The organism is Microbulbifer okhotskensis, assembly GCF_023895975.1.
In the GTDB taxonomy this organism is placed as follows: Bacteria; Pseudomonadota; Gammaproteobacteria; order Pseudomonadales; family Cellvibrionaceae; genus Microbulbifer; species Microbulbifer okhotskensis.
On sequence record NZ_JALBWM010000051.1, the window covers coordinates 1 to 15,396 of the forward strand.

Genomic DNA, 15,396 nt, shown 5'->3' on the forward strand with positions numbered 1-15,396 from the left:
GGCCCCCTTTGCTATCGCCAAGTGTGTCGGTCATTGTGGGAATCTAGGAAATACCGCTACTGGTGGGTTCTCGGCGACCCTAACGCCGCGGAAAAACCACACATATATCATGCACCTTTAGCATCTCAGCAAGCATTTAAAATTACCCAATCCTTCAACGGAAAGTTCTCTCATACAGCCCAACCCAATCAATATGCCATTGATATAGCTATGCCCGTTGGGACTTACATAGGAGCAGCCAGAGCAGGCACGGTAATTTGGGTTAAAGATGATTATCATATGGGAGGCAAAAATAAGTACTTCCTCGATAAAGCCAATTACATCAAAGTTCTACATGATGATGGCACCTATGCCGGTTACTACCATATTCTGATAGGATCCGCATTGGTAAAACCTGGAGACCACGTCGAGATTGGCGATAGGCTAGCCATGTCGGGTTCTTCCGGATATTCAACAGGGCCTCACCTCCATTTTGCCATCTTTAAAAATAAGCGATTTTCTAGAAAGTCCATACCCTTCCTGCTATACAATAGTGACGGAGTTTCTTTTACCCCAGAAGCAGGCATGTATATTTCCCGCCCAAACTCTGATACTTAATTTACAATATCTAACAACACTACTTGCCGGACATATACCCATTTTGGTGACGATCAGGTTAAAAGATAGAAAAATAGAACAGTTTTACAATAGGTGCACTGTAGATCACAATGGGGCCTCGAAGCCGACATAACCTGTATCACTGGCTGGATTTGAATACCGTCTGCCTTGAACTTAATTATCAGCAGGCTACAGATAAATACAACAGAACACGAGTTAAGCCATATTCCTCCTGTAACTTTGAACCAGCTGCTATGGAGTATTCACAGAATGCATTAACTCCACCAACAACTCCCTGCATTCAAGAATCAAAATTAATCTCCAGCGTCACTCTTGCCGCAGCTCAATCAACTCTGCCACACTGGAATTGAATATCACCAATCGGTCCAGTAATACTTCTGGTATATCTCTGGCCGCCACAGACTGGCAGGCGGAAGCCATCAGCTGAAGCCCCACGGAGGGCTCCTCAGTACTCGGCAATCTTGTAGAGAGCCCTACTCCCTATTTCACAGGTAACGAAAGCTGGCCGAACAATGCCAATATAAACCGCAAAACCGCTCCCCGTACTGGCAACAACAGTGTTGACTTCACCTCCAAGGAAACCGGCGTCACAGCAACTTTAATCCGCACTTCTGTTGCCGGCTCACTAGCCGAAACTGCAAAGTCTGATGACTTTACCCTGCTATGGCGTAACGAGATTAAAGTTCCGATCAAACTTATCGAAGAGCCTGCCAAATTTAATCAAGGCTAGAGGGTTGCCGCTCACCTTCAGACGCCCCTCCTTAATCATGGTCGGCGCACCAACTAAACCACCAAACATCAGACGCAGGTCGGTACTGCTCAAGGCGAGACCAGCTGAGGGATCATCACTGTGCCGACCAGGGTAACCATGTAATACTCCGTTCTGTACAACCACCAGATACTTCTGCTCGGTATCAATCATATCAATATTCAGGCGGATCTCTGCATCCGCCGCTTTCTCACCATTAAGGCGCACCGCCATGGCATCGAACAATAATTGTAGGGGAACCCGCGCCACGATATCTTCAGCAGGTAAGACCTCCTCGCGAAATTGAACGCCATGACGTAACTCCTTGGCACCCGAAAGATAAAAATTACGCCAGATACCCGATTCTGCCTGGTAGCCCAGTTGCTCCAGACTATCTGCCAACAGATAGCGCGCTGGTTTGTTTTCCGGTTCGGCAAAAACCAGGTGCTTCAATACCATGGCCACCCAGCGATAATTACCACGGGCAAAATCCTGCCGGGCGCGTAGCATAATGGCCTCGTCTCCCCCCATATATTCAACGTAACGCTCAGCTGCCTCCTCCTGCGGAACTGGGTGCAGATTTGCTGGATTTCCATCGAAATAACCCAGGTAGCGATTGTAAACCGCCTTGGCCCCAACATTGACGGTGCCATAATAACCCCGGTTGGCCCAAGCCTGGGACAGACTCTCAGGCAACTCTAGACGCTCTGCAATCTCGACCATGTCGTAACCGTGATTGGCTAGGCGCAGGGTTTGGTCGTGAATGTACTTGTACAAATCCCGCTGCTTGGCCAGGTAATCCATTGCTTCACTTTTACCCCAGGTGGGCCAGTGATGGCTGCTGAGCACCACCTCGGTCTGGTCTCCAAACTTCTCCATGGCGTACTCAATATAACGGCTCCAAGCCTGGGCATCGCGGGTTTTAGCACCCCGCAGCGTATAAATATTGTGTAGCGTGTGATTGGCGATCTCGCTCATGCACAGGGCTTTCAATTGAGGGAAGAAAAATACCATCTCCGTCGGTGCTTCAGCCCCCGGAGTGTTGATAAAAATAATTTCCACCCCATCAACTGTCATCTCTGCACCAGCCTCAGAAATCACAACCGTTGGTGTGGCGATACCATGCTCACCATCGGATACCCGGTTGCCCAATCCAGATGAGACAAAACCCTCCGGGCTGGAAGGCAGTAGATCTCCGAACTGATATAACGCACGACGTTGCATCACGTTGCCAGAGCGCACATTCTCACTGATCGCTTCCTCGGAAAACCCCTGTGGCGCAATTATGTCGACGGAACCGCTTGATAACTGTTCTTTGGATAAAACACCCGCAACCCCGGCAAAATGATCCGCGTGGCTATGCGTAAAGATCACTGCGCTCACCGGCCGCTCTCCCAGCGCCTTATTGGCCAAGGCGAGGGCCGCGGCCGCAGTCTCTGCGGACGTGAGAGGGTCGATAATAATCCAACCCTTTTTCCCCTGAACCAGAGTCATATTTGCCAGATCCAGAGAGCGTACCTGGTAGAGACCATCTACCACTTTAAACAGACCATTGTTCAGAGCGTTGAGCTGGGCCTGCCGCCACAGACTGGGGTTTACCGTGTCTCTAAAGCCGCCCTGTAAAAATTGCAACTGGGATAAACCATAGACTTGCCGTCCCTCAGCATTATTGACCTGAGCCCCGGGAATGGAGGCTATAAAACCGCGTTTGGCCAACTGGAAATCCGTTTCATCATGGAAGGGCAACTGTTTAGATAGGGCCCGATTGTGAGAGGTAGTCGCATTGGAAGCTGGTTTGATCTCGGTATTGAGAACCTCCCTGTCGGTTTCAGGTTCACTACCACAGGCAATTAGAAGGAAGGACAACAAAGACATCAGTATCAACGAGCGCATAGAGACTCCCCCAGGCTGGTTTGCATGAAACTCCATTTTCGTACTGGGGTAAGATTGCCGCAGCCCAGAACAGCTTTAGCTTCTACTACCTGTGCTGGTGCGTCAAGCAAAGCCTGATACCTCTTTGCAGAGCGAAAGCTTCCATCAGTTAGGGGCTAGGCAATAAGGCTACGCTACATATAGCCCGGAAAAACACTTAAAATGGCCCACCGTCAGTATTCACGAAAACAACCGGTTATTGTTTATTAAAAGTGTGTAAAATAAGCCGGCATCAGCTTTACCCGTTAACTAATACTTACCCAATTATGATCTATGGATCAATCTGGAATACTGAACCTTGCCGAATTTTTGTTATTTTCATCACCTTAAAATATTGGCTGAAGGTGGGAGGCGGCCAAGTGTAAATATATAATATTAAAAACATCTCACAATCCCTGTGGCTACCAACAGCGAGAGATACCCAAAGAACTTGATCTCGGCCCGTCGCTCATCTTAACCGGAGGCGGGGAAAGTAGATATCCAGTGCCGGGCAATTTCCTCACGGCGACAAAACCACACCGATTCAAAATCGGCAACGTACTGCAAGAATTGATAAACAGCCCTCGCGCGAGCAGGGTGACCGCTAATCCGCCCGTGCAAACCAACGCTCATTAATTTGGGGGCACTATTACCCTCTAGCCAAAGTTGATCAAACGCATCTTTTAATAGCTGAAAGAAATCTGCTGATGTCGCGCAACCACCAGGCAAAAAATACTGTATATCATTATTTACTAAGGTATAGGGAATAACCAATAACGTTTTTTTATCGTACAACCAATAAGGCAAATCATCATTATAAGCGTCAGAAGTGTACAGTAATCCTGCTATATCGCTCACCAAAGTCCGCGTGTGGGCACTAATTCGGCCTGTATACCAACCGACAAGAGGCCTTCCTGTTAATTTTTCAATTAATTTTACGGTGAGATGGATATGCTGTTTTTCTATACTCCTGGGGATATCTTTATAATCCAGCCAGCGATAACCATGGCCGGCAAGCTCATGCCCCCCTTGAACCAAAGCCTGTGCCAATGCCGGGTTTAACTCTAACGCTTTGCCTGTAGCGAAGATAGTTAGAGGCACATTAAAAGATTCAAAAATATCTAAAATTCTCCAGGCTCCCACCCTGGAACCATATTCATACATGCTTTCCACGCTATAGTCCCGCATTCCGACACGCGACATCCGCCCAGGCAATTCATGTAAGTAAGCTTCAGACTGGACATCCCCGTTGAGCTGGCAAGATTCAGAGCCTTCTTCAATATTTAATACGAACTGTACAGCAATCCGCGCTTGTCCAGGCCAGCGCGGATGGGGTGGTCGTCCGGTATAACCCTGCAGATCCCTCTCCCTCATCAGCCTAACTCAAAAGTCGTTACTGCAAAGATCTTATCCTGCGCGATATCTGGCATCGACCCCAAGTACATTCTTGCGCAGCCAAATATTTCTTCCATACTGTAGCGCTTTGCCAGTGAGATAGCAGCAGTATTGTTTTCAGGTACATCTAGAAAGATAGGGCCACCATCCGAAAATAATGCGAGTCGCCCGAGTAGCGCACCAGCAATCCTATCGTTGTTTGCGAATAATGGGCCAACTTTACAACCATCCCTACAGCGGCGGATTACGCCAAAGCCGTGAAGGATTCCAGATTCAACATATCCCAAACTCAAAGCCTCAGGCTGTAAAATCCAGGCTTTAAGAAAGGTCTCCCTGTCTGCCGGAAAGCAGAGACGATCATACGTCATCAACTGATCAAACGGCACTTGGCTTAAGGGGATCACATTGTTTGAATTTACCCCACCAGCACCATCTAGTGCAGCTAAATCCGTGCGATAACGAAGATTGCGATGGGAAAAAATAAATCCGCCGCGGGCATAATAGGCTCGCATGGCAAAGACCCCTTCCATACCGATAATTGCCCCGGGCTTCAAGCGAGCTTTAAGCCGCTCACGACGCAAATGCCACAACCGGTTTCCAAAACCACGTCCCCGGAACTCCGGCTTAACAATAAAAAATCCCATAAAACCAAAATAGTTTCCGTAGGCTGTGATCGCCCCCCCTCCAATCAATCGCTCCCGTAAGTCCGCCGCAATATAAGCGTCCGGGTCAGTCCTCCAAAAAATATCAGCATCGTGAAGGCCTGGATTCCAACCCTCCAGAGCCGCCCAGTCAACCAGTACATCCAGTTCATCCCGTCTCATTTTCCGCGTTATAAAAGCTTCATTCATTGGCTCGAGGCCTTCTATTTCTCACCGATCTCCCCTTGGCACAAAATTCATGGAGCAAGAAATTTGAAAGGTTTAGAAGGTTGCAATTTGGAAACTGCCTCTCCTCCCTGGTTGTCCGGCATATTGAGCTTCATCGACATAACCTGGGCCCCAGGCTCTATGGAAACCTTATCCATATCCAGCCAAATCACCCCTGGATTAATAACAGAATCAAAATAATACCGTTTATCTGCCTGATCAATCACCGAGCGCCATAACGTTGAAGCGATATTCGGCTTGTCGGGGTCACTCATACCGAGTGGTACACTTACAGCACGAATTTGGGAGAAAACTGAAGCCAGTGCCGCCCGAGGGTCCTTGTACTTCGGAGAAACTTTCAAGGCATAGCTGGCTCTTGCAAATCGGTCGGCTGCACTAATGGTACCGGGCAAAAAATTCTCCCCGCCGATCAAATCCCAATATGTATTAATAGCCAATTGTTGGCTGTATACCGGAGAGTTAGTCATTACGGTATACTGCTTGCCCTGATGGACCTGGAGCTTTCCGTTAATATATTCAAAAATAGCTGAGTTGCCACTGGGATCAGAAATAGCAATATGCGTCGTCGCAGCTTTGCCATCGGGAAGAGTTGCCCCCACCACCGTAAATGGGTCTGCCTTCATCGCAGTAACAGCTTCATCCACCGTGGCGTAGTTATCCAGCAGGTATTGGAGCCAAGCTCCCACAGAAATCGTTGGCTTCCCCCGCGCCATTGCATCGCCATAGTCAGCCTCAGACAAATACAGCAAATTCCCGACTAAGCCTTTTTCATTCAATCCATCTGAAGTTGCAGCTTCATAGATACTAATGACAATCGACCCGTATTTAGAGGTCCATGTAATAGACTTCTGTCCAACACCACCATTTCTCTCCATAGATCGGGGAAATACCCAAAAATCCATAGCGGCCTTTGTATCACTCCAATCCATACTGCGACCGGTAATATACGATTTGTTGCCAGTCTCGTAGAAAATCCGCGTACATGAGAAAGCGGATAAGGACTCAAACAAAAATAAAACGACAAGGCAACCGCCAAGCCCCCAGGTAGATACCTTTAAAGTTTTATGTACTCTCATTGTCATTCGATCTCCCATTGACAAAACTGAACGCTTCCTCGGAAAAATACTATATAGGTCTGCTTCTGCGACTATTAACAGGCTATGTATTTTGATGAATATCAGGCCAAAGACCGGCAAATCACTGCTTACCCCTTAAATATAGAATCACTCTTCGCTGTCCTGCCTGCATCCAGCATAGATCCCACAAAGAGCTGGCAATCCACCTTTTACACGACACAACCAATGTCCATCAGGCAAATATTGTCACTTAGTTCAACTGTTTGACTTAAAATTTCGAATTTTTCCATAAGATTTTGACACCACCGATTTACGGTAAACTGCCGGCTTTGCAAATAGCTAGGACTATTACCAGTCTACCTGGTACAGATTCCCCAACTTAGCGATTTTTTATCTGAATTTTGCCTCCAGCCTACAGCGAGCTTCTCCTGGAGAATCAATGAATTCCATTGGGTGATTGGTAATTCTTACCAACGATTACAAGGAAGCTATTGCTTTTTATCACGACAAATTACGTTTTGAAGCCTTTATTGACTCGGAGGTGGCGCCACACAGATTTGTACATGCTTGCCTGCTACAACAAAAAGATATGGAGGGTCTGGCTTCTGCAGACCACCTCAGGGGGTCAGCAGAAAAACGTAGGTTATCAAACCACCAGACACCCTGCGCTGTAATCTATACGAACAATATTGAAAGGAAATATCAAAGACCTATCCGTAATGGCGTGCATTTTGGCAAGCCACCCAGGTCAGATGAGGGGCTGAATTTGCTCACTTTGAAGTTCTTCACGGTAATCCGTTTGTTCTGGTTAAACTTCAAGAAACGCTGGTTGAGTAAACTCGACTGCATTCAACGCGGAAGTACATCGCCCCAGCTGTTTATAATTTTTCTGCTGTGGTGATATGATCACGACATCCAACCCTTGCTCCACTCAATAGTTATTTTTTACTCTTCCTAGCTTCCTGTAGAGCGAAAACACAAAATTCAGGGTGCCTTCGCTGGCAAACACCTATTCTTTACGCTTGCGATATTTACATCTCGCTTCGTATCACCTATAAACCGAACATTACTCAAATTATACGTACCAAGTCACCAAAGTCCTGCGATCAGCGTACCGCCAATGGCTGGTGAAAATTTCGGCGGCGGGAACTGCCGCAGCTGGCTCGACACTAGTGCACAGCCAAATATCAGAAAGTTCGTTTAATGACATTAAATTTATGAGTGTTTATTAAACACACTGTAACTGCGATATGGGCGTTTCAAGCGTTAACTGATTTCTCGCGAAAGATCTCTTTGACCCAGAGGAGATCCAACTGGAAGAACAATGAAAAGAAGCCTAATTATGCTAGTACCCGGCTTGACACGGGTTACCAGCGCCGCCCAATTGTCAGAGTTCACGGAGGGACTTATTGCTGCCAGTGAGCGTATACCACTAACCAGTATTTCTGACCCGACAATACCTGCGGGAGTCCAACGGCTCAGGGTCACTTCAGGTAGTGACGCGCAGGAACTGGATCTGGTGGAGGCCTACTGGAACGATCTGGTTCCGAGTATCACCCAACAAAGCCTAAAGACCCGCCTTGCGCGTGGCTTCTCCCTAATCTGGTTTTGGCTCGCCAATCTACATATTTGGAGAGGTGTATTAAAGCGAAAGTATCTGACTTTTGGCCTGACTCTGTCGGCTTTGGCTTTCATTGTTTGGTACATAGGTACCATTATTCTGTTTATTGAGGCGATAGACCCCGCCAGTGGCAGCCCATTCTATTCAATCATTCAACAACTAAAGCAGGGGGTTGAGTACATCGGGGGCTGGCGAATATGGGTCATAGCTACTGCCATCGTCGCCATTATGCCGGTCTCCCTTCTCGTCGATGTATCGGACTTCTGTAAACGCTATCTCACCAATGAACCTGCCGCAAAGGGCAAGCCTGCGGTCAGGTTTGAGATAATCCGGCGAGTCAGAGAACAGCTGGAAAACAGCCTGAAAATGGGTGAATACGATTCTGTCACTATTGTCGGGCATAGTTTTGGCAGCGTGGTGGCCGTGGACTTATTTGCAGACCTTCCTCCCATCGGGATGCCAGTCCGTATTCTCACCATGGGTTCCCTGATCGAGGTGCTTGGCAAACAAGCGTCCTGGTTGCAAAAGGAAGTAGAGCACTTATCCCTGAGAAAGGATCTTGTTGAATGGATTGATATAAAATCACATGCCGACTGGTTTGCCAGCGGCTCTGCAGTGCCGCCATTACAACACTGCCACGAGAGAATTATCGGCTCCTATGGCACATTCCCCGACAAGCTCGCTGCCCGCGTACACTCACGCTATTTCGACAACCAAGAAGCCGTCAAGTTACTGCTTTCCTACTATGAGCAGAAAAGCGAGTCAGAACTGTCACAGCCATCATTGGAGCCCGCATAATTGAAGAGAGAGGTTCCCGATGAGATTCGTAATCGATGGCCAGAGTCACAGACTGAAAGCACCGAATTCGATAGCTTTATTGTTTTGTAGCATTCAACCAGGTTCTGCCGTTTATTGAAAAAAGGTCTGCGGGACTTTTTCAATCCGGGTTTACGGCACACATCCGCAAACCCTTTACGACAAGTCAAACAGAAGCATACTTGACTTGCGACCCGCGCAACAATTTTGTTCGGGTTGGCGGGCTTTCGAAAATGGGTTTCATAGCCTGCTCAAAAGCCACTCTGTATTAACACACTAAATAGTATGGGGAATATTTATGTCAAAAATGTACCAGAAAGCAGTCATTGTACTGTTCATTGCTCTAACGGCTTTCACTGCCAGCTGTGTTCAGCTGGCACCAAAATACGATGCTGAGCTGTACTCTGATCTAACCAATGTCAACACGGAATTGATGGAGTTATTCTCTAGCGTCGCAAGGGGGACCCACAAAGATTCCTACCCAGAGAGAAGCAATCAGTACCATGCACTCATTGGCAAGATTGAAGCGCTGGCAATGCAGTCTAGAACCAGACCGGTTCCAGAGAGCGATGCGTTAAAAAAAATCAACCAGTATCTGGATTCCACCAGTCAAGACATTACCTTTGACCAGCAAGCCCCCAGTGTTGCCTCTCTGCAGAAGATTGCTGAAAGTCTCAACAGGATGCGCACGGAAGACGAAGACCAAGGGCTAAATGCTCTTGCCGTGTCCCTGTTCAAAAATGAGGTAGTCATCTCCATGGATCAAGCACTCACCTACGAATCTTTTTTGAATCGCTAAGGAAGTAAAATGTCTATCGATACAGATCAACTCATCGCCAACATCAAAGATGCTGCCTCTTCGGTAATTAGCCACGATATTGCAGGAATCAGAGGGTTTTCAGATCGCCAGCTTTCGGCGTTAGCACTGCAGGCAAAACTGATTTCACAAGCTATTTTATCAGGGGAAATTTCCGGCGAGCTGAGAGATTATTTTCTTGATTCCCTGGAAGATATGGCCCGCAACTTTGCAAATACATTGAGAGGACTGATGACAGTCACTATTGAAAAAATCTGGAATGCGGTTGTTGGTGTAATCTGGGGAACCATTGAAACTTGCACCGGCATATCCCTGAAACTTGAGACCTAGCTGCCACAGCGCGCTCTTTCAAGGCTGGGGTGCCCCAGCCTTTATTCCATCGACTGCCATCAACCCATTAAATCTGTTACCAAAAAAATTAACTATTCGCATATTTTGTCAATTACAGCCTGCCTAGAAAGAAAAAATTTCTGCACATAATCCCACGTTAGTACAAAAACTCGATCATTCACCAACTGGTCAAGAAATTTTAACCCGCCGGTAAAGAATATTTCATCAAGACGCGTCAATGTACGCGCGCAATTCACATAAGCCGTCGATTAAATACATAAAATTCGGCTAAATCACTACTAACTTGGATGTCCCGATGAATACGAAAAAGACCGGCTTGGCAGCTGCCATCTCAATGGCTACCGTGGTGGCCACTTACTCATTGGCCGCTGAAGAGCCTGGCGCTACACAGCTAGAGGAAGTGGTCGTGCTGGGCTCAAGCAGCACCTTTAACAGTAGTGAAGTCTCTGAGGCCATGCGTAAACAGCAATCCACCATTACCAGCGTCAATGCTTTAATCGACAATTTACCTGGGGTGTCCGTCAACGAAGGAGACACCTACGGCTTTGACGATTGGTCAACGAATATCAGTATTCGCGGTTTTACCAACAGCCTGGATGAACAGCAAATCGGCACCACCATCGATGGCATTCCCAACGGCGGCTCCAATTATGGCGGCGGCTCTAAAGCAAACCGTTTTATTGATCCAAGCAATGTCGCATCTGTCGAGGTCTCCCAGGGAACATCTGATATCGCCTCCCGTTCTCATGAAGCATTGGGAGGCACCATTGACTACCGCACTGATGAACCCCTTGATATTCAGCGCAGCCGCATAGAGCTCTCCGCAGGAGAGTTCGACGCACAGTGCCTGCACTACCGCTACGATACCGGTGTCTTTGCAGGCAAAAGCAAGGCTTGGATTTCCTACTCCAATCAGGGCGCAACTGACTGGATTACCCAAACAGCAGAGAATGAACGCGAGCATATTGCGGCCAAGCTGGTGACAAGCTTGGAATCGGGTACTATTAAGACCTATATCTCCTATGACGATATTCAAGAGGACAACTATCAACGCGTCTACTCAGACGCCCAATTCGAAGAATATCCGGAAAATGATTTCCTCAATGGCGACTGGGCAGGGATTCCCTACATAGATCAATTGTATCGCCGTGGTTGGTCCACCCTACGTGAGAATTTACTGGCTTACACTCAATTTGATTTTGACCTCACTGAATCCTTCAATCTTCAAGCCGGCCTGTATTATCACAGCAATGAGGGCCGGGGAGATTGGGTACCCCCTTACCTTGTCAATATCACCAATGACGAAACTGACGGAGAATCTGAATTCCTCGGAGGTTCCACAGCCTATGGCGGTAACCAAGCAGGTATTATTTATTTCGTGGATGCAGACGGTAACGCGCTGACCTATGACCAGGAATGTTCGGCATCAGTCATCAATATTTATGGACAATCCGGACCCGCATACAATCCCGAGTGCTATGCGGAAGATACTATTCCAGCCATGTCTTACCGACATACCCACTATGAAAAAGAGCGCACAGGGCTGACACTGGATTTCACCTACAATACCCATATTGCTGGATATGAAAATGAAGTTCGCGGTGGCTTCTGGTATGAAGACTCCACCCGCGATGAACACCGGGACTGGCACAAAATTACCGATGCAACCCAGAGTTCCAATTACAACTCTAGCCCCTATTGGGTTCAGTACGACCGCAGTTATCCTCAGGACGCCACAAAATGGTACCTACAGGACTCACTCAACATTGACTCTGTCACCCTGACTCTGGGGGCCAAACAGTTCTTTGTTGACGTACAGCGTGAAGATCGGTTCCAAGATTCTGCCAGTGCAAGCATCGACTCCGATTCAGACATCCTCATCTCGGCAGGACTTGTGTGGGAGACACCGGTGGAAGGGTCAGAATTATTTGCCGGCTACGCAGAAAACTTTAAGGCTATCGGCGACAGTGTCCTCGAACGACCAGACTCTGATCTCGACAGTATCAACCCAGAAACATCAGAAACCCTTGAACTGGGCTTGCGTTACACTGCTGACAGCTTTACAGCAACAGCCACTTACTTCCAGAATGATTTTGAGAATCGAATCATTTTCCTGAATAACAATACTGCGGTCGGTAACAACTATCTGATTGGCACCAACGGCACTTACTTTAATGCAGGGGGTATCGAATCTGACGGTCTGGAATTGCTGCTTGATTACAGTCTTTCTGAATCGCTTAACCTCTACACATCCTACACACTACTGGACTCCACTTATATTGGCTCGGGAGATGCAGCAGTCGATGAAGCTCAAGGCATAACCGCTGGAAACGATGTGGTTGGTATCGCCAATCAGCTGTTTGTTATCGGTCTGGATTGGCATTCAGAAATGTTCTATGGTGGCATCTCCAGTAAATTTACCGGCGACCGTTATATCGACCTGGAAAATAGCTGGAAGGCTGACTCTTTTGTCGTTACCGACGCATATCTGGGTGTCAATCTGGCAGATATGAATCCAGCACTGCGGGGAATAAATATTAATCTGGTAGTGAACAACCTACTCGATGAAGATTATCTGGGCACCATAGTCTCTGGCGGTGCCTGGATTGGGGCTCCGCGCACGGTATCATTTTCTGCGACTGTTGATTTCTAAATAGTCCTTATAAGTGTCATAAACAGCTAGAAAACCACAGGCTGTTTATGACCCTAACGCAAAATAAACGAACTCGATATTCTGGGAGCAGGGGATTTAAAATTCTTATTTTAATAAAAAAGAAAGGTAAAACCTACGCAAAATCCCCGATTAACCAATCCAATTCAGCGACCACCTATATCCCGCAGAGTGAAATTCCAATGAAATCTCTTATTACCACTGTTTTAGCCCTGCTTTTATCAACACAAGCCTATAGTGCCGACAATCTAATACTAGTAACCATAGATGGTTTGCGCTGGCAAGAAGTATTTTCTGGATATGATACAGCGCTCCTTAACCATGAGGAATTTACCGATAATAAAGAAATTTTAATCGACAATTTCCACGGAAATACTCCCGAGGAAAAGCGTCAAAAATTGATGCCCTTTATTTGGCAGACCGTAGCAAATAAAGGCACCCTGATCGGTAACCGTGAAAAAGGTTCAGAGGCCAGAGTCACCAATAATTGGTGGTTTTCCTATCCCGGCTACAATGAAATATTAACCGGGTCTGCCGATCCAAAAATTAATTCCAACAATCCTGTTCCAAATGCCAATACCACTTTCCTTGAGTGGTTGATTAACAAACCCGAATTTAAAGGCAGCGTCGCCGCATTTGGCAGCTGGGGTGCATTCGCCTCAATAATTAATCGCGAGCGCAGCGGTGTGTATGTCAATGCTGGCCTGGAACCGGCAAGCTGGCCCAAGCTGACCCAAAGAGCAAAATTTCTCAACGATTTGCAAGGCCAGCTTCCTGTTTTTTGGGAGGACGTAAGGCCAGATGCGTTCACTTATGGCTTTGCAAAAGAGTACTTGATCAGCAAAAAGCCAAGGGTGATGTATATTGCCCTAGGAGAAACTGACGATTTTGCTCACGATCAGGAATACCACCAATACCTCCACTCGGCACACCGCAGCGATATGATACTGGCCAGCTTGTGGCAGACGCTACAGTCATTGGAGCATTACCGCGATAATACCAACCTGATTATCACGGTGGACCACGGCCGCGGAAACACAGTCGAATCCTGGCCACACCACGCCAGCGGCCCTGCATTGGCCCAATACTTTGGCAAAGAGGACCACCCCCACCCGCAGGGCGTTCCCGGTTCCGACGAAATCTGGATCGCCGCGCTGGGCCCCGATATCAAGGCCTCCGGGGAAGTGTCAGGTGGTGATACCATTCTCCAAGACCAAGTGGCAGCAACGGCACTCAAGCTGCTCAACTACAAGCCCAAAGCGTTTTCTAAGGAAAGCGGTCCGGCCATTGACAGTATCGTCAAGCAATAGCAAAACTGCCTGGAGCCGCCAGCTCTGGCGGCGCTCCTCCCCGGCACGATTCGTTCAAATAACAAACAATATGGCATTTGATAACATCTCACTAGCTGCCCCGCCCCAGTTTCCGCATAATTGCAGACCGCACTCGCAACTGAAAACAGATGGCTTGATGTATGTGGTTTAAGAACCTCCGTATTTATCGCTTGACCAAAGAATTTACCCTGGATGCTGGAAAATTGGACGAATTGCTGGAAACACAAGCATTTGTTCCCTGTGGTAGCCAGGACAGCGCGCGCTATGGTTGGGTGCCCCCGCTCGGGCGCCACGGTAGCCAGCTGGTGCACGCGACCAATGGCTACCTGATGATCTGCGCCAAAAAGCAGGAAAAGGTTATCCCAGCAGCCGTAGTTAACGAGAAAGTTGAGGAGTTGGCGCAAGTAATTTCCCAGAAGGAAGCTCGTCAGGTGGGGCGCAAAGAGCGGCAAAACCTCAAAGACGAAGTCTTACTGGAGATGCGCCCCAAGGCTTTCGCCCGCTCTCGCCTGCAATATGCATATATCGCCCCGCAAGATGGCTGGGTGGTGATAGATGCTGCCTCCGCTTCTGCCGCCGAGGAACTGTTGGAAAATCTGCGCGAGGCGATTAGCAGCCTCGCGGTAGTGCCACTCTCCGCAAAAAACTTGCCTCAGCAGACCATGACCCACTGGCTTAGTGCCCCTGAAGCACCACTACAGTTCGACTTTGGTCATGAATGCGAACTGCGCGACCCAAAAGACAGCGGCAGTGTGATCCGCTGCAAAAATCAGGATCTCTGCGCAGAGGAGATACACAACCACCTGGTCGCTGGGCTGCAGGTTCACAAGCTGGGCCTGACTTGGCGCGGCGGAGTGGAATTTCTGGCTGACGACCAGCTGTCCTTAAAGCGCATAAAGTTCAGCGATGAACTCCTGGAAAAGGCGGACAGCGCTGATGCAGAGAGTGCAGTACATCAATTTGATGCTGACTTTGCCGTAATGACTCTGGAAATTTCCGCCCTAGTCAAAGACCTGCTGACGGCCTTCGGAGGGGTAAATACCGAGTCAGCGAGTGTAGAGGAGATTATGGCAAAAGCGTCCCGCCAGGAAGCTGACGCACTGACAAAAGAAGTGGACGAAGTCGTTTTTTAACTTCGACTTGCCGCGATG

Annotated in this window: 12 protein-coding genes; 7 read left to right on the forward strand and 5 right to left on the reverse strand. The window is 48.0% G+C overall.

Annotated features, from left to right (window positions below; translation table 11 throughout):
* Nucleotides 1-597, forward strand: a 597-nt coding sequence (locus MO867_RS12420; RefSeq protein ID WP_252467838.1) for a M23 family metallopeptidase, incomplete at its 5' end; no start/stop codon positions are given.
* Nucleotides 598-924: 327 nt separating this feature from the next.
* Here the strand turns inward: MO867_RS12420 and MO867_RS23570 are convergent.
* The 5 genes from MO867_RS23570 to MO867_RS12440 form a co-directional block, all read right to left on the reverse strand.
* The gene (locus tag MO867_RS23570) at nucleotides 925-1,053 is read right to left on the reverse strand and encodes a hypothetical protein (protein ID WP_256473984.1); all 129 of its coding nucleotides are present in this window, start codon (nucleotides 1,051-1,053) and stop codon (nucleotides 925-927) included.
* 226 nt (nucleotides 1,054-1,279) lie between these two features.
* Nucleotides 1,280-3,259 carry an alkyl/aryl-sulfatase gene (locus MO867_RS12425; RefSeq protein WP_252467840.1) on the reverse strand — a complete coding sequence of 660 codons (1,980 nt, stop codon included), beginning with the start codon at nucleotides 3,257-3,259 and terminating at the stop codon, nucleotides 1,280-1,282.
* A 492-nt stretch (nucleotides 3,260-3,751) separates the two neighbouring features.
* Nucleotides 3,752-4,441, reverse strand: coding sequence for a polysaccharide deacetylase family protein (locus MO867_RS12430; RefSeq protein WP_252467963.1), 690 nt, complete (start codon nucleotides 4,439-4,441; stop codon nucleotides 3,752-3,754).
* A 209-nt stretch (nucleotides 4,442-4,650) separates the two neighbouring features.
* A complete protein-coding gene (locus tag MO867_RS12435) occupies nucleotides 4,651-5,523 on the reverse strand; it encodes a GNAT family N-acetyltransferase (RefSeq protein WP_252467856.1) in 873 nt (290 codons plus the stop codon).
* A 47-nt stretch (nucleotides 5,524-5,570) separates the two neighbouring features.
* The gene (locus MO867_RS12440; protein WP_252467858.1) at nucleotides 5,571-6,644 is read right to left on the reverse strand and encodes a linear amide C-N hydrolase; all 1,074 of its coding nucleotides are present in this window, start codon (nucleotides 6,642-6,644) and stop codon (nucleotides 5,571-5,573) included.
* Nucleotides 6,645-7,962: 1,318 nt separating this feature from the next.
* Between MO867_RS12440 and MO867_RS12445 the strand changes: the two genes are divergently transcribed.
* From MO867_RS12445 to rdgC, 6 genes are all read left to right on the forward strand, one after another.
* Nucleotides 7,963-9,057: an alpha/beta hydrolase family protein gene (locus MO867_RS12445; RefSeq protein WP_252467860.1), complete on the forward strand. Its 1,095-nt coding sequence runs from the start codon at nucleotides 7,963-7,965 to the stop codon at nucleotides 9,055-9,057.
* A 316-nt stretch (nucleotides 9,058-9,373) separates the two neighbouring features.
* Entirely contained in the window at nucleotides 9,374-9,874 is a 501-nt protein-coding gene (locus MO867_RS12450; protein ID WP_252467862.1) for a hypothetical protein, read from the forward strand.
* A gap of 9 nt (nucleotides 9,875-9,883) precedes the next feature.
* The gene (locus MO867_RS12455; protein WP_252467864.1) at nucleotides 9,884-10,222 is read left to right on the forward strand and encodes a hypothetical protein; all 339 of its coding nucleotides are present in this window, start codon (nucleotides 9,884-9,886) and stop codon (nucleotides 10,220-10,222) included.
* 316 nt (nucleotides 10,223-10,538) lie between these two features.
* Nucleotides 10,539-12,896, forward strand: a complete 2,358-nt coding sequence (locus MO867_RS12460) for a TonB-dependent receptor domain-containing protein (RefSeq protein ID WP_252467866.1) — start codon at nucleotides 10,539-10,541, stop codon at nucleotides 12,894-12,896.
* Between the two features lie 200 nt (nucleotides 12,897-13,096).
* On the forward strand, nucleotides 13,097-14,224 hold the full coding sequence (locus tag MO867_RS12465) for an alkaline phosphatase family protein (protein ID WP_252467899.1): 1,128 nt from the start codon (nucleotides 13,097-13,099) through the stop codon (nucleotides 14,222-14,224).
* 161 nt (nucleotides 14,225-14,385) lie between these two features.
* On the forward strand, nucleotides 14,386-15,378 hold the full coding sequence (gene rdgC, locus MO867_RS12470) for a recombination-associated protein RdgC (RefSeq protein WP_252467901.1): 993 nt from the start codon (nucleotides 14,386-14,388) through the stop codon (nucleotides 15,376-15,378).
* Nucleotides 15,379-15,396 lie beyond the last annotated feature (18 nt).